The organism is Acinetobacter sp. ANC_7588 (genome assembly GCF_056783995.1).
Map to the genome: position 1 here is coordinate 72693 of NZ_JBWYIU010000014.1, position 24416 is coordinate 97108.

The window sequence follows — 24416 nt, forward strand, 5'->3', positions numbered from 1 at the left end:
ATTAAAAAGGAAACATATGAAAATTAAATTACTGAGCTATGCAGTTTTATGTGCAAGTTTATATGCGACGGGCACACATGCGGAACAAGTGACGCAAGCAGAAATACAGCAGTTAAAATCAGAAGTAGCCGAGTTAAAAGCACTTTTAAAACAAACAAATGCTGTACAACCAGAAAGCCAAGCACCTGTAACTCAACCGTCAACATCGTTTAAAAACTGGCAATCGAAATCAGGGGCAACTGTCAACTTATACGGCTTTATCCGTGCCGACATGGCGTATCAATTTGAAGGTGCAAAGGGGATTTTTAATAGCCCGCATACTGTTGCATTAGAGGACGCAGCTGATAAAAGAGCAACTGAAGACCGTTTTGATAGCACGCTAACCACGACTCGCATTGGTTTGGATTTTAGTACGCCTTTAGATGAAAAGTCACTGAAAGGTAAAATTGAAGTCGATTTTCGTGGCGGCGAGAATAAGGATACGGTGCGTCTTCGTCATGTTTATTTAAATTATGACCGCTGGCTGATTGGTCAGACGACGTCAACCTTCTTATCAACCGAGACAGCACCAGAAATGCTGGACTTTAATACCGCTTTAGGCGGTGGGACTACCCGTAATCCGATGGTACGTTACTCTCAGCCGATTAATGCAGAGACCATGTATTTCTTAAGTCTGGAAAAAGGCAATGATGAGAATCGTCTGCCGTTACTTGCAGGTAAGGTGAAGTATGACTTTGCCGAAGGAGATGGTTTAATCACTGCACGTGGTCTGCTACAGGAAGTACGTCTACGTGATATTGATGATAAAACAGAGTTGGGTTGGGGGGCTGCGTTGGGCCTGCGTTATAAATTTACCCCATCCTTATTATTAAATACCAATTACTCACATGTATCCGGAGATAATAAAATATTGTTGGCAACTTCAGATAATCGACGTTATATCCAAGAGGGAAATGAGATTGAACTAATTGATTATAATGCATTTCAAGTGGGTACAACCTACCATTTTAATGAAAAGCTGAGAAGTACTTTGGGTTATGGTGCTCTAATTTATGATAAGAACAATGACACTGCCAATAAAAAGCTACAACAAGGCTGGATCAATATGATGTACAAACCTTATAAACCGCTGACTTTGGGTGTGGAATATGTCTATGGTAAGCGTAATACTGTTAATGATCGAGAAGGCGAAGATAGCCGTCTAGAAATGATGGCGAAATATGATTTTTAGACATTGATATGAACTAAAAGATTAATTAAATTGAATATGGGCAAGGGCTTTTCCTTGTCCATATGTCTGATATTATCGTACAAGCTAATTTTTATTTTAGAGATCTAGAACAACTTGATAGGGTTTAAATCCTTCTATTACTGCGTCCGAAACCAATTGAATAAAAGCTTCAGTCTTTTCATATGCCATCCATTGATCAAGAGCCTCATAGTAAGCCAAACGATTTTCTACTGTAATCACACAAGGCGGATAGCCTGCTTTTAATAGTTCAAGATTCATCAAAAGACGTGACGTGCGACCATTCCCATCAATAAATGGACGAATGCCTACAAAGTCTGCATGTACTTTAGCTGCACGTTCAATAGGATGTAGCTTATGTGCCTCAGTATTGTACCAATCGACAAGCTGAGCCATTTTATCATTCAACAGTGTATAGTCGGGTGGGTTAGTCGTAGCACCTGAAATCAACACGTTTTGTTGGCGATAACGTCCTGCATTGTCATCATCGATATTTTTTAGAATGAGTTGATGGATATTACGAATCTGCCATTCAGAAAAAGGTTCTTCTTTACGAATAATATCTTCAACATAATAGATCGCATTTCTATGGTTAATTGCCTCGAAATGTTCTCGTAATGCTTTTCCACCAACGGTAATGCCTTCCAAAACCACTTTTGTTTCTAGCAATGTCAGTGTATTGCCTTCAATTGCATTTGAATGATATGTCCAGCGAACAATAAGATCTTCTTGTAGATTTTTTACAATTGCAGGAGAAAGAGGACGATGCTGATCTAATTTTGTTTTTAAAGCATCTATATTGTCAAACATAACTTTCACCCTGAAGTTGTACTCTTGAATGATACATGAAAAAAACAAATATAAAAAAGTAATGTTATAACATATCTTTTAATATTGAATGCGTACGTGTTAATATCGGTACACCATTTCAAATCCTGTTAATGGATTTGAACAAAATAAATTTTGTGATTCAATGCACTAAATCTAATTTGGGTAAAAATTGGGTATAAAATTTATCTATTATATAAATTAATATTTAAAATCATTGAATTAGGCTCTGAGTTCAATCGACGCCATCTCCACCAAAATTCTTGTAATAAAAAAGCCACTTATTTTAAGTGGCTTTTTTATTTGCCACATTTTTATACCAAGATCTGACTACATTGATGAATTTATGCTGTTAATGCCACGCTGAGTTTTGCTATTTCTTGCCTGTTTTTATCCCCATGCAACCATTTCGTATAGCGCTTAATCAGCATTTGTAAACTATGACCAAGTTGGTCGGCTACAAACATTGGATTGACGCCATCCATAAGTAACATCGTTGCATAGGTATGCCGTGCATTGTAGGCAGTCCGATGGCGACTTTCATAGCAGCTTTAAGGCGTTCTCTAGGTGGCTTTTCGTTAAAAAATGGTTCCTTAGTTTGTGGACAAAGCATTAGATAGTCAGATGTGTAGCCTAGATCCTTTTTAAATTGGATAAGCGATTTTAAAGCTAAAGTTGACCTCTCATTTAAATATACTTCCCGAGAAGTATGTGTCTGCGTCACTTTTTTTTCTAAACCACGAACACGGCTTTTGCTAACTTTGAATGTGACATTGAACCAATCGATATCACTTTCTCTGAGCGCAATCATTTCCGAAGGTCTACAGCCTGTCCAAAAAGCAAATTCAAAATACTAGCGACAAAATTTATCCTCATCATGTAAGCTTTTGTCGAGCCAAGCTAGTAAGGCTTCCATGTCCTTACGTGTGAAGGGGGCAGGTATTTCTGCCTGAACCTTACGATTCTTAATTGTATGCATAGGATTTGGAGAAATCAGATTATGCTTAACAGCCAATTTAAATACTCCGCTTAGCGTAGTTGCACAGTTATTAAATGTTTTCGCTGTTTGAAAATCACGATCGATGATAGATCTGTTTCATAAATCACAAAATGATCTATCTCTTGCTGATTATTTGTACCGAAAAATTTAAAAATCCATACATAATTTGCGGACTAAAATCATCAACTGAAAGAAACTTTTTGATACACATTTCAAGCGATACACAGGCATCTTATAGTCAACCATTGATTTAATGGTTGAACTACTAAAAATGCTTGTGCCTGCTAAAGGTAGACTATTCAAGTTAAGTGAAGAAAATCAGGCTTTACTCCGTCTGAGCTATTGGCGTGTCAGAGCCTACTGCTTCACAAATCTTCCACGATGTAGATGATTGCCTGATCAAGTCCAATCTATTTAATTTACCCGAGAGTCTGCCTGAAGGCGAAGGTATCGACTGGAATGTGGTGATCGTAGATGCCACAGAAACTCCAACACAAAGACCTAAAAAACAGAAGAAAAGCTATAGTGGCAAGAAGAAGGCACATACATTTAAAGTTCAAGCCATTATCTATTATAGAACACAGCAATTTCTGAGTTTATGCACGAGTCGTGGTGCTGTACATGATTTCGAGCTTTTCAAACGCAACTTGAATCCGATTCCTAAAGGTACTTTTATTCATGCAGATGAAGGCTATCATGGAATCTATGCAATGTATCCAAATAGCTCATTGCCTCTAAAAGCAAAGAGATGCTGCAAACTAGATCCCGAGCTAAAAGTATACAATTGAGAAATCAATAAAAGAAGAATTGGGATTGAACATGTATTCGGCAGTTTGAAAGCCTTCAAAGTCCTTGCGGCGCGATATCGTAATCGAGTCAAAAGACTAGGTTTAAGATTCAATTAAATTGCTGGAATCTATAACATGGAACTGCATAAAAATGAATTATGAAAGAATTCTATTGTTGAATGTCTTTATCTAAAAAATTATATACCAATTTATCAAAGATAGATGTTTTAAATACAACTCAGAGCTTTGCTGTATTCAAAACAGATTCAAAAGAAATCTCAAGTTTTTATGAAAATTAACTACATACCCCACCAGTAATCGGCTGATTCCTATTTTCTAAGTGCTTGACTGAACTTGCAATACTGATTGAAAGTTGATCAATGGCTTTTTGCGAAACAGTGACTAAAGTGTTTAAGTCTTTATTTTTTTGTGGAATTTCTTCATAAAAACTCATCCGACAACTGAGTTGATGACGTTGAGGTAATGTTTGAGCGTTTTTGGGTATGGATAAGGGGCGATTAGGATCATCATATCTTAAAGTCCAAGTCGTATTCATGAGCATAAAGCGTTGCTGATTTGATTTTTCGATGAAATCAAAGTTAGAAAAATCTAAGGCAATTCGATAAGCTGCTTGTCCACCAGTCATACCACTATTATAACGATCCACTGCACCTAATGTTTGCTGTAAACGCGCAGAAACAGCATCTCTCAATTCAGCCGATAAAGTAGATGTCCAACGATCATCGAACAATACTTTAGCCTGCCCATTTTCTTGTTGAATTACCAATGGAATTCGGTTTAAACGATCGGATAATCCAACAGGAAGCACCTCAATCATCCTCACTTTTAGATTTGACGAAGATGATGTTAGCGTTTGAGTGCTCAATGAATAGAACTTAGGCGTAGGGGATGAAGAGCACCCACTGACGATGAGTGCAAACAAACCAACACTCAAGCTTGAAAGGACTTTTAGGTAGCAGCGTTGCTGAGATTTCAATAATTTATTCTCTGTCATCTTTCTTCGGCTCCGCTGTTTTTCCACGAATCAATGACTCAGGATTTTGTTCTATTTGATCTGCCATCAACTGTAATGAAGCTGCGGCACGGGTAATTTGTTGTAAAGCACGACGTAGATCTTGTTGTAATGGTGCATCACTTGCCAAGATGGTTTCAGAAGACTGAACTGTTTTACGAACATCATCCAAGGTGGCTTGTAAATTAGGCGCAACTTTGCCATCAAGTTGATCGACCAAACTTTTTGAAGATTGTATAGTTTTATCTAAGTTTGCCAAGGTTTGACGAACGTCCTGACCAATTTCAACCAATGGAAATTTAGATACATTATCGGCGATTTGGGACACTTGTGCTTGAAGGCCTTTTAATTCTGTTGGAGTTGTTGGAACTTCAACTACACCATCATTTCGACGGATTGCGGTGGCATATTTAGCTTTAGGGAAAAGATCAAAGCTAATGTAGTTTTGACCTGTAAGTAAATTGCCAGTCCGCATTTGTGCTCGCCAACCACGCTCAACAAATTGTTTGAATACTGTACCTTGCGGGTCCAACTCATGACCTCCAGCAATACGTGAAGGATAAACTTCAGCATCAACACGCATTCGAATTTGCGAGTGATTATTGTAGAACTCAGTGTTGATTTTTTTCACAGTACCGACTTCGACACCCATGAAATCAATTGGAGCTCCTACTGATAAACCTCGCAATGACTCATTGAAATACATTACGATCCGTCTTGGATTAAGATCAGGCTCTTTAAGCGCAAGCTTTTCAGAGTCAAATAATTCAAATTTCATTTTATTCGGAGCAGGAGCTGCATCAGAATTTTCAGGATAACCAAATGCGATCCCTCCCGAAATGATGCTTGCCAAAGATTGTGTGTTTAAACTAAAGCCCGAAGCATTCAAATTGACATCTACACCACTGGCTTGCCAGAAACGCGCATCTGTGGTGACAAATTTGTCATAAGGTGACTTAATGAAAGTTTGAAGTTCAACGCTTTTTCCATCATCAGCCAGTTGGTAAGAGGTCACTTGTCCAACGTTGATTCTTCGATAATAAATAGGTGAACCGAAATCGAGCGAACCTAAATCTTGTGCCTTTAAGAAAAAGATTTTTCCAGGAACATCGGAAGTTACAACTGGTGGAGTTTCTAGCCCTTTAAATGAAGTGGTTTTGACATCTGATTTACCGCCATCTACTTCAATATATGCGCCAGAAAGTAAAGTATCGATACCTGAAACCCCACTTGCACCAATACGTGGTCTCACTACCCAAAAACGTGAATCTTCCGTGGCAAAATTACTGGCATCTTTCCGAAGTTCAATTTTAGCAATGATATGAGACCGATCTTCCGAAAGGTCAATTTCACGCACTAGACCCACATTAACTTGACGATAACGAACTGTAGTTTTGCCAGCTTCAATACCTTCTGCAGTCCTAAAAGAAACCTCAATAACAGGACCAGTATTCAAATACGCCTTGAGAGCTAATGAAAATGCAATGAGTAATGCAACAATTGGAATAATCCAAATGAGAGAAGGTTTCCATTTGCTACGTTTCTTATCAGGTACACCGACCTGACTCAGAACTTGTTCATCATGAGGATGACCATTACTCGATTGGTTTTCTGACATAGTTATTGATCTTATTAAATCGTAATGTGGTTGTTGTTTGTACGCTTCATCATATGAATATCAAGCAAGAAGTGAAAGGGTTTTATGTAAATCTCAATGTTCTGAAGCGTCATTTTTTTTTTCATGCTGACTCAGAATTGAAACGTAATAGTTGTCCCAAATGATTCTAGGATCAAAACTCAGTGAGGCTAACATGGTCAAAACCACCACTGCACCAAAAGCGACTGCACCTGTGCCTGCTAAAATAGTTGCCAATGATTGAATTTGGATTAGTGCTGCTAGCATGGCGACAACGAAAACATCAATCATTGACCAACGGCCAATAAACTCCACGACTCTATACATGATCGAGCAATGCTTCGGTGAGAGGTGAATTTTTTTTGAGGCTTGTAAATGTACAGCACAGAGTAGGAGAGCAAGGATGACCAATTTCAGTAGGGGAATAAATACACTGGCAATAAAAATAACGGACGAAACGAAATAGTCACCACTTTTCCAGAAATAGATGACTCCACTCATAATCGTGTCTTGTTGACGACCAAGAATAGATTCTGTAATCGTCATCGGTAAAACATTGGCTGGTATATAAAGGATACTTGCTGCAATTAAATAAGCTAAAGTTCGTTCTAAACTTCGGGTTTTTCGGGTATGTAAGGGGCTATCACAACGAGTACAGCGGGATTTTCGTGCTTGTTCCATGGCAGACAAGGACGTCATGCGGTTGAGTGTTCCACAGCAATGACAAAGTGTGAGCTCAAGATCAATTGCACGCGGTGCAAGCGTTTCTAATGAGACGGGTTTCTGCACAGGGGGTGGCGAATGCTTCATCTGATCGGGTTGATTCGTATGAGTGGAAGTAATGGTCATGAGATTTGATTTCCATCAATTACTTTCCATAGATCCTTGATTTTGATTGATACTAAATAGACCAACAAAACACTTAAAATGGCAAATGCCCATAAGGCAATTCCAGGAATCACAACCACCATTCCCACTAATTTCACTAAGGTGACTAAAACGCCGATCAGAAAGACTTCAACCATTCCCCAAGCTCTCAATTGAAATAGTGACCGTAATGCGAGTTTAAGTGATGCATACTGTTGGGTTGCAATAACATTTTTATTGAACATTGCCATCAAAAGAATATATCCCATCAGAAGTAAGTAGGCCAAAGGGACAACAAAAGTGGTCATCAGAATAAGAAAGCCTACAAAAGCACGATCAGCCTCGAACATTGCCCAAGCCGCACCCAATAATGTGGTTTCTGAATAAATGCCTTGGAGTTCAACTTTGACAATTGAAAAACTATTGGCAATCGCAAAGATAATTAACGCAGTACAGACTAAGGCCAACAGTGTGTTAAATGTTGGGATTTTACGATAGAGCTCGGAACCGCAAGCCGAACAATAGGCACGTTCATTCTTATATAAATCGGATTTACGAAAGAGAGTATCGCACTCCTCACAAGCAACATAATTTTGATTGATTTGCACCATTCTTAAATCAGGGGCGAGTTTAGAATCCGATACAGTTTCTACATTAGTTTCAGACATCGTTGTCTCAACTTTTTCATCAATATTCTTGGTTTTTTATTTCTCCCTATAGTTTATATCGAGATTCAAAAGGTTTGCCTATGATTATTTTGTTGAATCGAGATACATAGCGCTTTAGTTTGGCTTATCAGTGTGCAGTCATGTAACTCAACGAGGAAATAAAAGGGATTGAAGTGCTAATTGATCAGCATTTATGTAGTCAAAATGAGGGTGAGGTAAGTTTATATGATGAAATTAAATTAATATTAAATTCAATTATTAAGCGTGAAATTTAAGATTCAGCGTGTGCTTCACATAAACTTCATATATCAAGAACTACACTTTATTTAAATCATAAAGATCGATTGCTTAGTTTGGGATGACTGTATGTTGAAAAGCCTCATGCAATGGCTGGATAGTTGGTCCGTAAGCGTACCACATGATGCATTGACCTCTGAGAGTAAACAGATTCAATGGCTCAGAATAATTCCTTTTATCCTACTGCATCTTGCTTGTCTGGCAGTGTTTTGGGTCGGGTTTTCTTGGTTTGCTTTTACATTTATGTTGTTTTTTTATTTTATTCGTATGTTCGCAATCACGGCTTTTTTTCATCGTTATTTGTCACACAAAACTTTTCAAACTTCGAGATGGCTGCAATTTATCTTTATTTTAATTGGCACAATGAGTGCGCAGCGTGGACCATTATGGTGGGCAGCACATCATCGATATCATCATCGTTATACAGATACTCCTCAAGACCCACATTCATCAACGCATGGATTTTGGTATAGCCATGTTGGTTGGTTTTTAAATGAATATAATTTTTCAACGCGTAAAAGTGTCATTAAAGATTGGCTGAAGTTTCCGGAGCTGATTTGGTTAGATCGTTTTAGTTTGATGATCGTATTAATGGCGGCTATCGGAATTTATGGTCTTGGGGAATGGGTTGCTTGGATGTGGCCGCATTGGGGAACCAGTGGTTTACAGTTATTGGTATGGGGAGGTGCAATTTCTACTGTTCTGCTTATTCATGCCACATTGTGCATTAACTCACTGGCTCACCATTATGGAAGCCGAGATTTTGAGACGAATGATCATAGTCGCAACAACTTATTTTTATCTCTGATTACACTTGGTGAAGGCTGGCACAATAATCATCATTTTTATGCAGGAAGTACGCGCCAAGGGTTCTATTGGTGGCAGATCGATCTGACCTATTACATCTTAAAATGTATGTCATGGTTCGGCTTGGTTTGGGGAATGAAACCCATACCAGCTCGAGTCTATGAAGCAAGTAAAATTACGCGTTTGAAAAAGGCGAAACTCCAACATTCTCAAGTTCAGTCAAAGGAATCAAGATGAAAATTGCAATTATTGGATCGGGTATTTCAGGACTTTATGCAGCTTGGAAGTTGAGTAAGTTGCATGAGGTGACCGTATTTGAAAAGAATAATTATTTTGGGGGACATACTGATACCCACCAATTAAAGATCGATGGTGAGCAAGTTGCAGTGGATAGCGGATTCATTGTTTTTAATGAACACAACTATCCTTTATTTTGTGAGATGTTGAAGGAGCTTGGTGTACAAGCTCAAAGCAGCGATATGGGGTTTTCAGTTAATAATCAGGTCACAGGACTGCAATATAATCCTTCCAAGAAATTCTCATTATTGTTCAAACCACAGAACTTTTTAAAGACCCGTTTTAGAGCGATGCTGTCAGATTTATTCAGATTTTATGCAGCAAATAAAGATCTTGATGTAGATGAGACCGACCCGAATTACACTATTGAGCAATATCTCAACGAGCATGGATACTCGGATGCGTTTAGGCAAGAGCATCTCTATCCGATGTGTGGTGCATTATGGTCATGCCCAGTAGAGCAAGCAGGTCAAATTCCATATAAATTTGTAGTCAGTTTTTTTCAACATCATCGTATGTTGCAACTCAAAGATCGACCACAATGGTTAACCGTAAAAGGCGGGTCTTCTAAATATATCCGTGCAATTCAAACTCAAGCAAAGCATATTCAGTTTAAAAAAGTAGAAGTGAAGTCAGTCAAGCGCTCAGCAAATGACGTGAGTATTGAAACGGTACAGGGAATTGAACAGTTTGATTGGGTAGTATTTGCAAGTCATGCAGATGACACACTGAAGTTGCTCGCTGAACCGACAGTTAAAGAAATAGAAATATTAGAAAATTTTCAGTATCAAGACAATCATATGGTGGTGCACTCAGATACTAGCATTATGCCAAAATCAAAACGTCAGTGGGCGAGTTGGCATGTGCATGTCACACCGAATAGGGCGGGTCAAGTCACTCCATTTCAGCAAAGTAGTGTCCATTATGGATTTAGTTACTGGATGAATCAGCTACAAAATTTGAAATGTGAAACTCAGATTTTTGCGACATTAAATCCTAATTTTGATTTAGATCCAAACAAAGTCTGGGTTCAGCGTCACTATCGTCATCCTGTATTTAATGCGGAAGCTATTGCAGCTCAGTCAAGATGGTCTGAAATAAACGGTTTAAATCGGACCTATTTTTGTGGTGCTTATTGGGGATGGGGCTTTCATGAAGATGGTGCAAGAAGTGCGTCATGGGTGGTTGAAGCCTTATTAAACTCATCAAATCAAGCCGCTTAGGAGTACTTATGCAGCTGTATCCGCTTGCAATTGCAGTTGCTGACATTCGTCATCGCCGTTACTTGCCTAAGCCTTATGCTTTTCAGAGTCAGCTGACGTATTTGTGGTTTGATCCAGAACAGCTCGAACACTTCGCGCAAACTTCGATACTTTGGTCAACGAAAAAATGGAACTTTCTGAGCCTAGATTCTGATGACTTCTTGGCAAACTATCAAGGCACGATTCGAGAGAAGGTTCTGCATGTGTTGGAAGAGCATACTTTAGAAGAGCCGACGGAGCTCGCTGAAATTCGGGTGTTGGCTTTGCCGCGCACGCTTGGCTTCAGATTTAATTCGGTGGTTTTTTATTTTCTATTTAATGCCCAGCAAAAATTACAGTTCATTCTCAGTGAAATCACCAATACACCCTGGTTAGAAAGACAGGTATATGTTCACGATTGTCGCACCGGGGGGGAGCAGCATTCCGAATATACGAGCTTCCACTTCCAGTTTGACAAAGCTTTTCACGTGTCACCCTTCATGCCAATGGATCTGAAGTATCAATGGACGTTTAGTTTGGCGGAAAAACAAAATTATGTGCTTATGCAATTGTTTAAAGAGGAAAAATTACAATTCGATGCATCAATGCGTTTTGAGTTAACTCCCATCACACTTCCTTCACAACTTCATCGCTATGCTGTTTTTAAACTATTTGAGCCGATCAAGATGGTTGCAGGTATTTATTATCATGCCTTTAAGCTTTGGATAAATAGAGTTCCATTTTATCGGCATCCCAATAAAACGAAGGATAAGCTGTGATATGAAATCATTGTTAATGGGAGAGCAATCTTCACTACCGCTGGTATTACGTCATTTACTGAAATTAAAACACGGCCAAATTCATTTTAAAGGGATTTGGGAGGGTTCAGTCGGTGAGGTGAGTGATCTAGACGCAGTGATTGAGGTCCATGATGCAAAGTTGATGGATCTACTTTTTCGTCAGGGGGTTCTTGGTGCAGCTGAAGGTTTCATTCAAGGATATTGGACGACACCAGATTTAGTGAAGATTGTGCGAATTCTTGCGAGAAATCGCGATATTTTAGATCGTATGAACCAAAGTGCCTTAGCAAAGGCGAGTCAACTCTTGCTCAAAACTTGGTATGCATCGCGTAAAAACTCATTGGAAGGTAGTCGCAAAAATATTGCTGAGCATTATGATTTAAGTAATGACTTTTTTAAGTTATTTCTTGATCCGAGCATGATGTACTCCAGCGCGGTATTCAAAGATCCATCTATGACTTTGGAACAAGCATCCGATTATAAAAAAGAAATCATATGCCAAAAATTGAAACTTCAACCGATGGATCATTTGGTTGAAATTGGCAGTGGATGGGGTGGTTTTGCGATCTATGCTGCGCAAAACTATGGTTGTAAAGTGACTACTATTACCATTTCTCAAGCTCAATATGACGAAGCTAAAGCTAGAATTGACGCTGCGGGTCTGTCTCATCGTGTTGAAGTTAAATTAAAAGATTATCGTTTACTTGAAGGTAAATTCGATAAATTGGTTTCAATTGAAATGATTGAAGCCGTTGGTGCTCAATATCTATCGACATATTTTGAAAAGTGTAGACAGCTGTTAAAACCTAATGGTTTGGCGCTTATTCAAGCCATCACCATTGAAGATGCGAGATATGAAAAGGCATTGAGTACGGTCGATTACATCAAAAGATACATTTTCCCAGGTAGTTTTATTCCTTGTATCAGCGTGATGACCAACGTTGCATCAGAACAAAAATTACGTCTAAAGCATCTTGAAGATATTGGTTTAAGTTATGCACAAACGATTCACTGCTGGCGTGAACGTTTTCTACAACAGCGTGAGCAAGTTTTAGCACTGGGTTTTGATGAAAACTTTATTCGCATGTGGGATTTTTATTTATGTTATTGCGAAGGAGGTTTTCTCGAAGGCGTCATTAGTGATGTGCACTTATTGTTTGAAGCAAGTCCATACTAAATCAGTGAGAGGACATCTCGATGTTGCTCAATTTATTTGTGATGAATGTTTTCCTGATGCTTTGTGCATGGATTTGGGTGACATTTAATCATCGTGCAGGTTTGGTCGATGTCATTTGGAGCTTTGGAATAGCTTTAAATGTCCTCATCGCAGCAAATGTAATGAATGAAGCCCCTACATCTGTTCGCATTTTTCTAGCGATCGCGAGTGGTCTTTGGTTTCTCCGTTTAGCATGGCATTTATTCAGAAGATATATCCGAGAAGATGCTGAGGACACGCGTTATGCCAATATGCGCCGTGCGATGGGAGACTTTCAACATTTAGGTTTTCTTCTCTTTTTTCTATTTCAGGCTGGGTTGATCTCCTTATTCTCATATCCAATGATCAAATTGCTCAGTATACCTGCGATGCAGTGGAGTAACTCGACAGAACTGCTGCTGCTGATTTCAGGATTAATCATGCTGGTTGCATTTATTGGTGAGGCACTCGCAGATCATCAGTTGTATCAATTTAAATTGAACCCGAATAATCGTGGCAAAACGATGGATCAAGGGTTATGGAAATATTCACGCCATCCGAATTACTTTTTTGAATGGATACATTGGTTTGCTTATCCAATCTTAGGTATAGCGGCGGGAACGCCTTGGTTGTGGATCTATCCGGTGTTGATGTGGCTCTTTTTGTACTACATCACGGGTATTCCATTTAGTGAACAGCAAGCGCTCAAAAATCGTGGTGCAAACTACAAGATGTACCAACAAAAAACATCAATGTTTCTTCCTTGGCCACCGAAAAAGTAGGTAATTACATGGATTCAATCGTTCAACAATCGTTAAAACTCATTGAAAGTGGCAAAGTTCCAGATCAAGTTATTCGTCTTGGTATCCAAGCACTTTGCAAAAAACGTCTTGAGCAAGAAGGTCGTTTTGACCCTGTATTCGCTTCACAGCGTTATATGGATGTATTAAGAGACTTGAAAAAAAGTGAAATCGCGATTGATACAGACAAGGCAAATGAACAACATTATGAATTGCCTACAGCATTCTTTCAGGCCGTGTTGGGCAAGCGTTTAAAGTACAGTGCCAGTTTATTCCATGATGCTAAAACCAGTTTAGATCAAGCTGAGGAAAATGCCCTGCAGGTCTACTGTGAACGTGCGCAATTACAAGATGGTCAGGACATCTTAGAAATAGGCTGTGGTTGGGGATCACTCAGTTTGTATATGGCGGAGCATTATCCAAATGCCAACATTACGGTAGTATCAAACTCCAATACTCAACGTCTTCACATTCAACAAAAAGCCAAAGAAAAGCAATTTAACAATTTGACAGTCATCACCTGTGATGTAAATCAACTCGAGTTGGAGCAAAACTCTTTTGATCGTGTTGTATCCGTTGAAATGTTTGAGCATGTTCGAAACTATCAGCGATTATTTGCCAATATTAGCCAATGGCTCAAAGCAGATGGTTTATTGTGGTGTCATATTTTCTGCCATCGATTTATTCACTATCCATTTGAAGTTAAAAATGATTATGACTGGATGTCTAAATATTTTTTTACAGGCGGTTTAATGCCTGCTGTTTCGACTTTCCTGCACTTTCAGGATCATTTACAGTTAGAAAACCAATGGCAATGGTCTGGACAACAGTATGAACATACAGCCAATGCATGGTTAAATAATATGGACCAAAAAAAGGACTTACTTAAACCACTATTTAAGCAAACTTATGGTCAAGATGCGGAAATCTGGTGGCAACGTTGGAGAATTTTTTTCATGGCTTGTGCAGAACTATTTGGTTATGACAAAGGCCGTGAATGGGTGATCGGCCATTATTTGTTTAAGAAGCGAGCTGTTTGAAGTTCAAACTAATTTTAGCGATAAGGCGAAGAGGGTACATCTCCATGATGAGGCTATTTAGGGATAAGCGCGATCATCCTTTGGGTGAGGTGTTTAACCGCTATTATTGGCTACAAATTGGTCTTATTGCCTTGTCTATTGTGATTGGGATTGGTTGCAGTGCTTGGGTCATTAAAGGAACATTGCTGACCACAGCGCTCGAACAGGAGATGGAGCATTACTGGCAGCGTATGGAGCGTAATCCAGAAGCTGCTTTACCCGACACTAAAAATTTATATGGATATCGTTGGGCCGATGACGAGTTAGCCCCCTCTGAATTTCGTAATTTAAAACTCCAATCGGGTGTACATCGACACTATATCGATGGTAAAGACCGGATGACGGTTTATGGGACACGCAATGGTGAACACGTTTTTTTAGTGTTTGGTGAAAGTAATGTTAATAAGCTTATTTGGCTGTTTGGTTTAGCGCCACTCATGGTCAGCTTATTTTTGCTATACAGTGTCTTGTGGTGGTGGAATCGCCGTGCACGCCGCTATTTTTCGCCCATCACACGCTTAGCCAATGCACTCGAACATATCGATTGGGAACATCAGAATAATCGAGCATCACCATTTAAAGAAATTAAAACAGATTCTAATTTGGAGGCTGAATATCTCAAGCAAGCACTTGAAAAATATCATCAAGTTTTAAGCGAATTCATTCAGCGTGAAAGAGAGTTTACTGGCGATGTTAGTCATGAACTTCGAACACCGCTCACAATATTGAAGGGAAATGTACAACTTTGTCAGGCCCGTTATGGTGATAACAAATCTTTTACTCGATTGCAAAACACAATCGAAGATATGCAGTTATTGGTCGATACACTTTTGGCGATTGCTCGAAATACCACAAGCAATTTACAAAGTGAAAAAACACGCTTATCAGAACTGCTTCAAGATGTTGTAAGTGACTTAAATAGTGTCAGTTTGGCAAAAGGAATGAGTATCGATTTAAACATCGAAGTTGATGAGGTCAAACGTCATTTATATCCATCGATGACGAAAATGGTATTCAGCAATATTTTAAGAAATGCATTGAATTACTCTCAAGGTACAAGCATTAATGTCATTCTCGAAAAAAATAAAGTGTTGGTCGCAGATAATGGTATCGGGATTGATTTACCGAATAACTCTAAGGTGCAAGAACTAACGAATCAGCAGCTGCAACTCGATATCAAAGGTCATGGTATCGGGCTACAACTGGTTCAAAAATTATGTAAACAACTTGGCTGGAGAGTAGAGTTATTTGATCGTGAATACTATTTGATGACTCATCCAAAAGTTGACTTGTCACTCAGTTCAGGACTGATTGTGGTCGTTTACTTGAATGATCAGCCTCCAAAATAGTGTATTTGGGGGAATTTGATCTGAAGTGTGAATTCAGTAGTAACTAGTTTTATTCAACTGCGATCTTTAGACCTACCCCTGAAACGGTGTGTATTAATTTTTGTTCAAACGGCTTATCGACCATTTTTCTTAAATTATAGATATGGCTTCTGAGTGCATCGCTTTCTGGTTCTTCATCCCCCCATAACTCAAGCATGATCTCCTGTTTAGTGAGCACTTTAGGTGAGTTTCGCATAAGTAATTTTAAAAGTTTGAATTGAATAGGTGGCAGTTCGATCATTTGACCTGCACGTGTGATTTGCTGTAAAGCAGGGTCTAGTGTGAGATCGTGAATTTTGATTTGGCTGTTAGATACTTCTCCTAATGAGCGTTTGATCAGTGCACGAACACGATAAACCAATTCATTAAAATCAAATGGTTTGACTAAATAATCATCTGTACCTGCTCGGAAACCTTTTAATTTATCATCCAAAGTATCACGAGCAGTCAGCATCAGTACCGGGAGGTCGAGTCCTTGTTCGTTACGAAGCCATTCACACAGGTCATACCCTGTACCGTCAGGTAAATTAATATCTAACAGTAGAATATGATAAGGATGTTGCTTGAGCAGTTGACGTGCCACATCCAAATTACGCGCATGATCAACCACAAAATTATGCTCTTCTAAAAATTCACATAATGTTGAAGCAAGTTCGTAATGATCTTCGACCATTAAAATAAAATGTTTAGTCATGTCGACACGATTAGTCCAATAATTGCTTTTTTAAAGTATCACTAAATGGAGACGAACCCAGCCAAATATTAAAATAATCATTGGCATTCATGTATTGAATTTTACCCAAAATTTTTTGATTTAGACTCAAAGTTAAAGTCTGGGTCGTATGGTTATAGCTTAGACTGTAAATATCACCAGATCGAACGGGTTGATACAATTGTGTGATCTGGTCAAGCTGTTTCAACATATTGGCTTGTTTGACATTTCGTTTGAGAAAGTGCGTTGCAACCTTTTTAAAAGCCCATTCTGGAATATTTTGAGTATAAGCAAAGTCCATGCGAATATCTTGATTCTTCCAAGTGCTTTGACAATTTTGAGCGAAATAAGTTGCTTTACCGACATTTTTTTGTCCAACTTTGAGGTCTCCTTGACCACACTCACGCACACTTTGTGCATGCGCGAGTGGTAAGAAGAATAGACTCAAAGCAGAGAGGGTCATTATTGCGATTTTTTGAAAGGTAATAACCATGCGTATAACCCTCCAGCATATGGTAGTGAGCGAAATAAGCCATCAGCTGGGTCCCAAAAGTCTTGCTGAAACACAATTTTGTCTTGCTCATTGAGTTTTATTTCACTAATTCCATGTGATTCCATGCTTCGAGTCGTGCCGAAGATTTTAAAATCATATGCCATACGCCAATGCACATAGGCTGAGTCGTCAAAATGTGATGTGTTGAGCAATTTGACTGAAACATTACTGACACGGTTATTCATACCTTTGAAGTGTTCGACTAGATTTTCACGCTTACTAAATTGTGAAAGTGTGTCATTGATATATAAACTGTCAGCATACAGATTGCTTGCTCGGTTAGTGAATTCAGGTGTACCTAAAGTATTGAATGCACTGGTAAAACGAACCCCTATATCTTGAGCTTTGGCAGGCGTCATGGTGATGCCTTGAACTGTCGATCTTGCTTGAGCATAATCATCAGAGTAACTTGGGATGCTTGCACAGCCTGATAAAAAGAGTAGAGGAAGGCTCAATGTCGCAGCCACAATTTTTTTGACGTGTTTCATGATCTCAATCCACTAATTTATTCTTATTTTTTAATCTACTGGCAATCTTGTGAAATGGATGTGAAATTAAAATATGAGCTGTGATCGATGAAAGGTATTTGTGTTAAAGGGAGTTCCGTTGAACTCCCTTTAACTTTGTTTTATTTAAATTTCCAAGTGTAATCAATGTTGACACGCATTTCGTCATCCGACTTAAATGCCATACCTACTGGTGGGATATCGTTACGGTAGCGACTATAACGTGTACGAATATTTAAACCTTCGAGTTTACCCGTTGGAACACGATAGCTGAGCTCGAAATCAAGAGCATCTTGTTCAAACGTCTGATTGTCGGTGTTACGAATTTCAATATCATCGCCTTTACTATAACGAGTCATAAACTTTAGACCTTTCAATGAAGTGTCTTTAAAGTCATAGTCATAGCGTGCGTGATAGACTTTTTCATTAATGTTGGTGAAATCAGCACTCATACTATCTAAGAACACTGCTGGCTCTGAACCCGCTAAGGTCGGAAGAGCTGTATCACCAAAAGACTGCATATAGCCCAAACTGAAAGTATGATTGTTACGGTTAAGCCCAAAAATACCGCTCAAATGTTGATTTTCAATATGTCCTGCACGAGCTTCACCTGAGTCTTCACTCACAAACAGGCGTACATCCCCTAATAAATGCCCAATACCTATATCATGTTTGCTTTTTGCACCAATGAAATTTTGGTGATAAACATCATGAAGGGTGGCATGAAAGAGTTGCGCACTAATTTGATCGTTAAATTTATATTCAGCACCAAGCATGTGTAAGCCAGATGATTCGGCAGCACTCTTAAATCGATTATTAGGATTGCCAACTTTAATTTTTTCATAATCTGTTGAATCACGTTGATTCACACGATCCACATACAGGGCATGAATTTTCAAATTATCCACTTCATTGATTTGAAGATGTGTACCTCGATAATTTTGCTGGAATAAACGAGCTGGTGAAGAGAACAAAACAGGGAACATTGGTGCGAGTGTACCCCCATGTAAAGTCGATTTGCCCACTTTCGCTTTTGCCGTCCAGCGAATTTCTCCATACTGATCAGCTTTACCTGATGGACTGCTTGGTAGTAATCCCGAAGCTGCATAATCGTCGGCATCACTGCCTAAAAGATTAAAACCTGCCAGTGCCATAATGTCTAAACCTAGTCCTACGGTACCTGGTGTATAGCCTGAATTAGCTTTAAAGATAAAACCTTGAGCCCAGTCTTTCTGATCTTTACCTGATGCATCTTGTGTATATGCGCGATCAAAATAAAAATTGCGAGCTGTTAGATTGACTGATGCATCATCTATAAATGAATTTGCTTGCGTTGTTGATAGAAATCCAGACGCAATTACCCCTAAAAAGATTGCAGAAAATCTCATTATTGTCCCTATATGAAAAGTGGAGCTAGACGTCTTGTCTAGCTCTAAAGTATTTAAAAAATGATTATGCAGATGTTGGTTGTTGGAAATGCAATTGTGCAGTTTCTTTATTTTTGAGTTTTGAAATGCTTAATACCATGATAATGGCTGCAACGAATGCCAACGCATAATAACCGTAAAGTACAAGTGATGAGATACCACTGTCGAGGAAAGCACCTGCAACTAGTGGAGACAAAATACCGCCTACACGACCAAAACCAATCGCATAACCAACACCAGTCGCACGAACATCAGCATCATAGATTGCAGGAGACATCGCATATAGACCTGCGACACATCCGTTTGACATCATGCCAAGGAATAAAGCGAGAATGAATGCGATCATGAGTGAACCAGTACTGTTCACAAATAACCAGATCAAGATTGCAGTTAAGGCAAGGAAAGCCGCTTGAACATAGTAAATACGGATACGTGAACTAATCAGACCTAACAGCGCAGCACCAAACATACCGCCAGCACTAATCAGGACACCTGCTGTTACACCTTGTTCAGTGGTCATCCCATTTGCAGATAAGATTTTTGGTGTCCAACTCATGACGAAGTAGAAACCAAACATAACGAAGAAGAAGCTAAACCAGATACAAATCGTTTGAAGTGCCAATTTAGGGCTGAACAAACGTGCCAAACCACTCTTTGCTTGTTCGCTGGTCATAGTGACCTTAGGAAGTTGCTGTAATGGGGTAATATTGATTTTCTTTGCTAAAACATTAATACGTTCTAGAGCATTTTTTGGCTGTTTAACCAAAAGGTAATCAAGTGATTCTGGTAAGGTGAAATAAGACACGACCAACATGAATAAAGTCGCTAAACCACCTGTTAAGAAGACTGCACGCCATCCGAAATTGCTGATAAGCGCAATTGCAATAATCCCACCAACGGTTGCACCAATCGCGTAACCTGTACATTGTAAGCTGACTGCGAGACTTCTCCAACGCAGAGATGCGTACTCACTTGCAATAACATTACTACTTGCGAGAATACCGCCGATGCCTAAACCAGTCACAAAACGCATTATGCCAAGTTGCATTGCAGTCTGAGCAAATGATGCTGCAACCATACTTACTCCAGAGATAAGTAGGCAAAGTAAGATGAGTGGGCGGCGACCGATTTTGTCAGCCCAAGGTGCAAGAAATAGTGAGCCAGCACCCATACCAAATAAGCCAGCACTCAATAGTGCACCAAGTTCAGCGCCAGTCAGTCCCCACTCGGCAGAAACAGATGCAGCAGTAAAGGCCATGACAAGAACGTCAAAGCCATCAATAACATTTAATAAAATACAGATACCGATAACAAACCACTGAAACCCATTCATGGTCTTGTTATTCATTTCCTCACGCGGGTTCTGAACCATTTACTTTCTCCATGGAATAAGACCTCATTGAAAAGCACTACGTGTGGCATGTGATTACATGACATAAACGTAGGCAGACTTCAGAAGTCATCCTAGTAATGTTTAAGGTGTTCATCGCAGTCAGAACCCGTCCATATTCTGGTATTGATGAAATAATCAACACGTCTGCAATGTGCATGAATTTAGCATTATTGGATCCAAATTCAAGCAAAAAAATATTAACTTAGATATATTTTAGATTAAATGGATCCATATTTGGGAAGAAGTACTTGAAAAATATACTAAAGTACTAGGGATTAAAAAAATGAACGCCTCAGTTAAAGAAAGGAAAAAAATCTTAAAAGTTCATTCGAATCTTCCGAATTTTATAAAATAGCGCGCAAATCATGAGCTACTTGTTTAAGCTGGGGCAAAATATTTTGGATTAAATATGTTTCTGTAATTCTGTGGCTGGATCCGATACAGTTGAGTGCGGCTACAGTATCACCTTGCATGTTGAGAATAGGGACAGCTAAAGCAATAATTCCCAATTCATGTTCTTCTGTAGAAATGCAATAGTCTTGTTTTTGAACAGTTGCAATAGTGTTTATAAACTTTTGATGATCTATGATGGTAAAGGGCGTTAATCTCTTGAGTGGATATTGTGCAAGCCATTGATTAAGTTCATCATGGCTCAATCTTGAGAGTAGTATTTTACCTGTTGAGGTGGCGTAGGCTGGAAGGCGATTACCTAGATGAATACCCAACGGACTCATTTTAGATGATTCGTTCTGTTGAGGAACACTTTTCGCAACAGGTACGACTTCATGTTCATCGAGTACCGTGACTGAATAGCTCAGTGCAGTTTTAATACTGAGTAAATTCAGCATAGGTTGAGCGACTTTTGGCAAATATGCAGAGCTTAGATAAGCACTTGAAAAGCGTAAAACTTTGTAGGTGAGCCAATAAAAATGTTCATCTGTGTCTAAATAACCTAAAAATTTTAAAGTTCTTAAATATCGACGTGCTGCGCTGCGACTCAATCCTGTACGTTCAGCAATTTGGGTGACATTTAATTTTTGACGTTCAACACCAAAGCACTCTAATAGATTCAAACCTTTAGCAAGGCCTGCAATATAATCATCATATTGAATTACTTCTTTATTTTTAGCATTTGAAATCAATTCATTGCGCATGATATTGCTCTAATTTACACCCTTTAATTCTGATATCTTGTCCGATGATCGGTCATTTGTCACTAAATTCGGTCGTATTTAGGGCTAAAGTCTAGTACCTCAGTTGGAATTTCATTAGGTTTTACAAAAGGAAAAAAATTGAGGGTGTTTGCAATATGGAAATTTTAAAAACCAAAGTCGCGATTATTGGTTCAGGTCCAGCAGGTTTATTACTCGGTCAACTGCTATATAAAGCGGGTATTGATCATATTTTAATTGAACAGCGTAGTGCTGAATATGTTGCCAGTCGTATCCGTGCTGGGATTTTAGAGCAAGTTTCAGTAGATTTATTGACTGAAGCTGGTGTAGATCAGCAACTCCGTGAAAAAGGGTTACCTCATCAGGGTATTGAAATTCTAACCAATGGTGAAAAGCACCGTGTTGATTTAACGCAGTTGACGGGTGGTAAACAAGTTACGGTATATGGCCAAACTGAAGTCACCAAAGATTTAATGCAGGCTCGCACAGCGGCTCAACTCACTTCATTCTATGAATCAGCTAACGTTCAAGTACATGATTTCTACGGTCAACCAAGTGTTACTTTTGAGCATAATGGTCAGCAAGTTAAAGTTGAATGTGATTTTATCGCAGGTTGTGATGGGTACCATGGTGTGTGCCGTGCCAGTGTGCCAGAAGACAAAATTAAAACTTTTGAGAAAGTCTATCCATTTGGCTGGTTAGGGGTATTGGCAGATGTACCTCCTGTTGCGGATGAACTAATTTATGTGCAATCTGATCGTGGATTTGCATTATGCAGTATGCGTTCTAACACGAGAAGTCGCTATTATCTACAAGTACCGTTAACGGATAAAGTTGAAAACTGGTCAGATGAGCAATTTTGGGAAGAGTTAAAAAATCGTCTAGATCCTGAAAGCCGTGAAAAGCTCGTGACTGGTCCATCAATTGAGAAGAGTATTGCGCCATTACGTAGTTTTGTCACTGAACCAATGCGTTTTGGTAAAATGTTCTTGGCGGGTGATGCTGCTCATATTGTACCGCCAACAGGAGCTAAAGGTTTAAACCTCGCTGCATCTGATATTGCGTATCTTTCGCAAGCTCTCATTGAATATTATCAAACGGGTTCTGAGCAGGGGATTGAGCAGTATTCTGAAAATTGCTTAAAACGTGTATGGAAAGCAGAGCGTTTCTCTTGGTGGATGACTCATTTATTACATCGTTTTGAGACAGAAACCGAATTCGAGCATAAAATCAAACAAGCTGAATTAAGTTATATTCTTGGTTCAGAAGCAGGGCAAACTACGCTTGCTGAAAACTATGTTGGACTACCACTCCAAAAAGCGAGTTAATCCTCGAAGTCAAGCTTAATCCATTGGCTAATTTTTAGCACACACCAAATTGCTCCACAATTTGGTGTGTTTTTTTATTAAACAAATTGTCTAAATTCAATCGAGGTTTGCTGTAATAAGGGCAGAATATACTGAATTAAATATTCCTTACTGGTTTTACCTGTCGGTGACACAATGTTCAATGCTGCGACAACATCAGCACGATGATTGTGAATAGGTACAGCCAAAGCATGTACGCCTAACTCATGTTCTTCAGCTGAGTAACAATATTCATCAGCTCTAACTTCTGCTAATAATTTTATAAATTTCTCATTATCGGTATACGTATATTTGGTGAGTGCTTTGAGTGGATATTTTTCCAACCATTCTTGTTGTGCTTCCTTGGATAAATAACTTAATAAAATTTTCCCTGCAGATGTCGCATGAGCGGGTAGTCGGTTACCTAAATGTAATCCATAAGGATTAACACGATCAGTCTGTTGATGCGCTGCACTACGTGCAATCGTAATAGCTTCGTAGCCATCTAATACCATCACGGAATAAATGAGAGAGGTTTGCTGAGTAAGTAAATTTAACAATGGCTGAGCAATTTTAGGCAGCTGTGCACCACTTAAATATGCACCTGAAAATTTTAAAATTTTAGGTGTTAAATAATAGTAATGACCATCAAACTCTAAATAACCTAAATATTCTAAAGTCATTAAATGTCGTCTTGCAGCGGCTCGAGTCAACCCTGTTTTTTCTGCAGCCATGGTCACATTTAAACGGTGACGGTCATTTGCAAAACAATCCAAGATAGCAAGTCCTTTGCTGATACCTGCAATAAAGTCTTCATGACGAATCCACTTTTTATTATCTGGATTTTGAAGTTGTCTGTTCCTTGAGTCTGATTCTGTAGACACAGCATTTTCCTTGCTATTTTAAAAATTGAATTATTGATGCTGATTTAGAATCTTGAGCAATATACTCAAGATATTGTTCGATCATCGAACAAAAAATCTGTAAATCGTACAAAAACCTTTTTTCAAGGTAGCTCAAGCTTTTTAATTTATCAAGAATGGAGTGACGGAATCCAAGCGATTTAGTTGCATATTTCAATCTCCGTCCAGATTGAAATTGCGCTAATCGTGGATTCCCCAAATATTAAAATATGTTGTACAGAGGGAGTTGTTGGATGATCGATAAATCGTCACAGTCTTTAGTTGAAGCTTTATCCCAAATTAAAGACGGTTCAACCATTATGATTGGTGGGTTTGGTACCGCAGGTCAGCCTGCTGAACTCATCGATGGCTTAATTGAACTCGGTATTAAAGACTTAGTGATCGTCAACAACAACGCAGGTAATGGTGATT

24 protein-coding genes and 1 pseudogene are annotated in these 24416 nt (G+C 38.9%); 12 read left to right on the forward strand and 13 right to left on the reverse strand.

All coding sequences use genetic code 11. The annotated features are described in order from the left end of the window. Positions 1-16 precede the first annotated feature (16 nt). A complete protein-coding gene (locus AC1M9J_RS13070; protein ID WP_004972903.1) occupies positions 17-1231 on the forward strand; it encodes a DcaP family trimeric outer membrane transporter in 1215 nt (404 codons plus the stop codon). Positions 1232-1327: 96 nt separating this feature from the next. Here the strand turns inward: AC1M9J_RS13070 and AC1M9J_RS13075 are convergent, their stop codons facing one another. Both AC1M9J_RS13075 and AC1M9J_RS13080 read right to left on the reverse strand, forming a co-directional pair. Further along, positions 1328-2059 carry a Fic family protein gene (locus AC1M9J_RS13075; RefSeq protein ID WP_481952458.1) on the reverse strand — a complete coding sequence of 244 codons (732 nt, stop codon included), beginning with the start codon at positions 2057-2059 and terminating at the stop codon, positions 1328-1330. A gap of 362 nt (positions 2060-2421) precedes the next feature. Next, positions 2422-3164, reverse strand: a pseudogene (locus AC1M9J_RS13080) (tyrosine-type recombinase/integrase); the annotation flags it as partial. 260 nt (positions 3165-3424) lie between these two features. Between AC1M9J_RS13080 and AC1M9J_RS13085 the strand changes: the two are divergent. Both AC1M9J_RS13085 and AC1M9J_RS13090 read left to right on the forward strand, forming a co-directional pair. Next, complete coding sequence (locus tag AC1M9J_RS13085; RefSeq protein WP_481952459.1) at positions 3425-3865, forward strand: transposase; 441 nt, start codon at positions 3425-3427, stop codon at positions 3863-3865. A 3-nt stretch (positions 3866-3868) separates the two neighbouring features. After that, on the forward strand, positions 3869-3982 hold the full coding sequence (locus AC1M9J_RS13090; RefSeq protein ID WP_416224330.1) for a hypothetical protein: 114 nt from the start codon (positions 3869-3871) through the stop codon (positions 3980-3982). Positions 3983-4160: 178 nt separating this feature from the next. Here the strand turns inward: AC1M9J_RS13090 and AC1M9J_RS13095 are convergent, their stop codons facing one another. The 4 genes from AC1M9J_RS13095 to AC1M9J_RS13110 form a co-directional block, all read right to left on the reverse strand. Continuing rightward, positions 4161-4880: a PqiC family protein gene (locus AC1M9J_RS13095; RefSeq protein WP_481952460.1), complete on the reverse strand. Its 720-nt coding sequence runs from the start codon at positions 4878-4880 to the stop codon at positions 4161-4163. After that, positions 4867-6516, reverse strand: a complete 1650-nt coding sequence (locus AC1M9J_RS13100) for a PqiB family protein (RefSeq protein WP_481591909.1) — start codon at positions 6514-6516, stop codon at positions 4867-4869. The genes AC1M9J_RS13095 and AC1M9J_RS13100 overlap by 14 nt, the downstream gene beginning before the upstream one ends. 93 nt (positions 6517-6609) lie before the next feature. Continuing rightward, complete coding sequence (locus tag AC1M9J_RS13105) at positions 6610-7344, reverse strand: paraquat-inducible protein A (RefSeq protein WP_481952469.1); 735 nt, start codon at positions 7342-7344, stop codon at positions 6610-6612. Between the two features lie 35 nt (positions 7345-7379). Then, on the reverse strand, positions 7380-8012 hold the full coding sequence (locus tag AC1M9J_RS13110; RefSeq protein ID WP_481952470.1) for a paraquat-inducible protein A: 633 nt from the start codon (positions 8010-8012) through the stop codon (positions 7380-7382). Positions 8013-8435: 423 nt separating this feature from the next. On the opposite strand from AC1M9J_RS13110, the gene AC1M9J_RS13115 reads away from it, so the two are divergent. The 7 genes from AC1M9J_RS13115 to AC1M9J_RS13145 are packed head-to-tail and all read left to right on the forward strand — an operon-like array spanning position 8436 to position 15934. Beyond that, on the forward strand, positions 8436-9410 hold the full coding sequence (locus AC1M9J_RS13115; RefSeq protein ID WP_481952461.1) for an acyl-CoA desaturase: 975 nt from the start codon (positions 8436-8438) through the stop codon (positions 9408-9410). Next, entirely contained in the window at positions 9407-10693 is a 1287-nt protein-coding gene (locus AC1M9J_RS13120; RefSeq protein ID WP_481952462.1) for an NAD(P)/FAD-dependent oxidoreductase, read from the forward strand. The genes AC1M9J_RS13115 and AC1M9J_RS13120 overlap by 4 nt, the downstream gene beginning before the upstream one ends. 8 nt (positions 10694-10701) lie before the next feature. Beyond that, positions 10702-11490 carry a DUF1365 domain-containing protein gene (locus tag AC1M9J_RS13125; RefSeq protein WP_035269389.1) on the forward strand — a complete coding sequence of 263 codons (789 nt, stop codon included), beginning with the start codon at positions 10702-10704 and terminating at the stop codon, positions 11488-11490. Between the two features lies 1 nt (position 11491). Beyond that, positions 11492-12688, forward strand: a complete 1197-nt coding sequence (locus AC1M9J_RS13130; RefSeq protein WP_481610335.1) for a class I SAM-dependent methyltransferase — start codon at positions 11492-11494, stop codon at positions 12686-12688. Between the two features lie 20 nt (positions 12689-12708). Continuing rightward, positions 12709-13488: a DUF1295 domain-containing protein gene (locus AC1M9J_RS13135; RefSeq protein ID WP_035269401.1), complete on the forward strand. Its 780-nt coding sequence runs from the start codon at positions 12709-12711 to the stop codon at positions 13486-13488. Positions 13489-13496: 8 nt separating this feature from the next. Next, positions 13497-14546, forward strand: a complete 1050-nt coding sequence (locus tag AC1M9J_RS13140; protein WP_481613536.1) for an SAM-dependent methyltransferase — start codon at positions 13497-13499, stop codon at positions 14544-14546. Between the two features lie 44 nt (positions 14547-14590). Beyond that, a complete protein-coding gene (locus tag AC1M9J_RS13145; protein ID WP_481952463.1) occupies positions 14591-15934 on the forward strand; it encodes a sensor histidine kinase in 1344 nt (447 codons plus the stop codon). A 49-nt stretch (positions 15935-15983) separates the two neighbouring features. Here AC1M9J_RS13145 and AC1M9J_RS13150 read toward each other — a convergent pair whose 3' ends face one another. From AC1M9J_RS13150 to AC1M9J_RS13175, 6 genes are all read right to left on the reverse strand, one after another. Next, positions 15984-16667, reverse strand: coding sequence for a response regulator transcription factor (locus AC1M9J_RS13150; RefSeq protein ID WP_092768268.1), 684 nt, complete (start codon positions 16665-16667; stop codon positions 15984-15986). A gap of 10 nt (positions 16668-16677) precedes the next feature. Beyond that, positions 16678-17178 carry a chalcone isomerase family protein gene (locus AC1M9J_RS13155; protein WP_481952464.1) on the reverse strand — a complete coding sequence of 167 codons (501 nt, stop codon included), beginning with the start codon at positions 17176-17178 and terminating at the stop codon, positions 16678-16680. Next, positions 17148-17726 carry a nuclear transport factor 2 family protein gene (locus AC1M9J_RS13160; protein WP_171260728.1) on the reverse strand — a complete coding sequence of 193 codons (579 nt, stop codon included), beginning with the start codon at positions 17724-17726 and terminating at the stop codon, positions 17148-17150. The genes AC1M9J_RS13155 and AC1M9J_RS13160 overlap by 31 nt, the downstream gene beginning before the upstream one ends. 140 nt (positions 17727-17866) lie before the next feature. Then, positions 17867-19132: an OprD family outer membrane porin gene (locus AC1M9J_RS13165; RefSeq protein ID WP_481952465.1), complete on the reverse strand. Its 1266-nt coding sequence runs from the start codon at positions 19130-19132 to the stop codon at positions 17867-17869. A gap of 64 nt (positions 19133-19196) precedes the next feature. Continuing rightward, the gene (locus tag AC1M9J_RS13170; RefSeq protein ID WP_481952466.1) at positions 19197-20543 is read right to left on the reverse strand and encodes an MFS transporter; all 1347 of its coding nucleotides are present in this window, start codon (positions 20541-20543) and stop codon (positions 19197-19199) included. Between the two features lie 365 nt (positions 20544-20908). Further along, entirely contained in the window at positions 20909-21718 is an 810-nt protein-coding gene (locus AC1M9J_RS13175) for an IclR family transcriptional regulator domain-containing protein (RefSeq protein ID WP_180000496.1), read from the reverse strand. A 155-nt stretch (positions 21719-21873) separates the two neighbouring features. Between AC1M9J_RS13175 and pobA the strand changes: the two genes are divergently transcribed. After that, the gene (pobA, locus tag AC1M9J_RS13180) at positions 21874-23064 is read left to right on the forward strand and encodes a 4-hydroxybenzoate 3-monooxygenase (protein ID WP_481952467.1); all 1191 of its coding nucleotides are present in this window, start codon (positions 21874-21876) and stop codon (positions 23062-23064) included. A 77-nt stretch (positions 23065-23141) separates the two neighbouring features. On the opposite strand, the gene pcaU is transcribed toward pobA, so the two are convergent. Next, positions 23142-23966, reverse strand: a complete 825-nt coding sequence (gene pcaU / locus AC1M9J_RS13185) for an IclR family transcriptional regulator PcaU (RefSeq protein WP_180028016.1) — start codon at positions 23964-23966, stop codon at positions 23142-23144. Between the two features lie 272 nt (positions 23967-24238). Between pcaU and AC1M9J_RS13190 the strand changes: the two genes are divergently transcribed. Beyond that, positions 24239-24416 (forward strand): CoA-transferase (locus tag AC1M9J_RS13190; protein ID WP_481594077.1); only part of this gene is annotated, 178 nt, incomplete at its 3' end.

What these genes read in the sequence shown, in the direction of transcription:
- AC1M9J_RS13070 (WP_004972903.1), top strand. Translation starts at nt 17, where the DNA reads ATGAAAATTAAATTACTGAGCTATGCAGTTTTATGTGCAAGTTTATAT.
- AC1M9J_RS13075 (WP_481952458.1), bottom strand. Translation starts at nt 2,059, where the DNA reads ATGTTTGACAATATAGATGCTTTAAAAACAAAATTAGATCAGCATCGT.
- AC1M9J_RS13095 (WP_481952460.1), bottom strand. Translation starts at nt 4,880, where the DNA reads ATGACAGAGAATAAATTATTGAAATCTCAGCAACGCTGCTACCTAAAA.
- AC1M9J_RS13100 (WP_481591909.1), bottom strand. Translation starts at nt 6,516, where the DNA reads ATGTCAGAAAACCAATCGAGTAATGGTCATCCTCATGATGAACAAGTT.
- AC1M9J_RS13105 (WP_481952469.1), bottom strand. Translation starts at nt 7,344, where the DNA reads ATGAAGCATTCGCCACCCCCTGTGCAGAAACCCGTCTCATTAGAAACG.
- AC1M9J_RS13110 (WP_481952470.1), bottom strand. Translation starts at nt 8,012, where the DNA reads ATGGTGCAAATCAATCAAAATTATGTTGCTTGTGAGGAGTGCGATACT.
- AC1M9J_RS13115 (WP_481952461.1), top strand. Translation starts at nt 8,436, where the DNA reads ATGTTGAAAAGCCTCATGCAATGGCTGGATAGTTGGTCCGTAAGCGTA.
- AC1M9J_RS13120 (WP_481952462.1), top strand. Translation starts at nt 9,407, where the DNA reads ATGAAAATTGCAATTATTGGATCGGGTATTTCAGGACTTTATGCAGCT.
- AC1M9J_RS13125 (WP_035269389.1), top strand. Translation starts at nt 10,702, where the DNA reads ATGCAGCTGTATCCGCTTGCAATTGCAGTTGCTGACATTCGTCATCGC.
- AC1M9J_RS13130 (WP_481610335.1), top strand. Translation starts at nt 11,492, where the DNA reads ATGAAATCATTGTTAATGGGAGAGCAATCTTCACTACCGCTGGTATTA.
- AC1M9J_RS13135 (WP_035269401.1), top strand. Translation starts at nt 12,709, where the DNA reads ATGTTGCTCAATTTATTTGTGATGAATGTTTTCCTGATGCTTTGTGCA.
- AC1M9J_RS13140 (WP_481613536.1), top strand. Translation starts at nt 13,497, where the DNA reads ATGGATTCAATCGTTCAACAATCGTTAAAACTCATTGAAAGTGGCAAA.
- AC1M9J_RS13145 (WP_481952463.1), top strand. Translation starts at nt 14,591, where the DNA reads ATGATGAGGCTATTTAGGGATAAGCGCGATCATCCTTTGGGTGAGGTG.
- AC1M9J_RS13150 (WP_092768268.1), bottom strand. Translation starts at nt 16,667, where the DNA reads ATGACTAAACATTTTATTTTAATGGTCGAAGATCATTACGAACTTGCT.
- AC1M9J_RS13155 (WP_481952464.1), bottom strand. Translation starts at nt 17,178, where the DNA reads ATGGTTATTACCTTTCAAAAAATCGCAATAATGACCCTCTCTGCTTTG.
- AC1M9J_RS13160 (WP_171260728.1), bottom strand. Translation starts at nt 17,726, where the DNA reads ATGAAACACGTCAAAAAAATTGTGGCTGCGACATTGAGCCTTCCTCTA.
- AC1M9J_RS13165 (WP_481952465.1), bottom strand. Translation starts at nt 19,132, where the DNA reads ATGAGATTTTCTGCAATCTTTTTAGGGGTAATTGCGTCTGGATTTCTA.
- AC1M9J_RS13170 (WP_481952466.1), bottom strand. Translation starts at nt 20,543, where the DNA reads ATGGTTCAGAACCCGCGTGAGGAAATGAATAACAAGACCATGAATGGG.
- AC1M9J_RS13175 (WP_180000496.1), bottom strand. Translation starts at nt 21,718, where the DNA reads ATGCGCAATGAATTGATTTCAAATGCTAAAAATAAAGAAGTAATTCAA.
- pobA (WP_481952467.1), top strand. Translation starts at nt 21,874, where the DNA reads ATGGAAATTTTAAAAACCAAAGTCGCGATTATTGGTTCAGGTCCAGCA.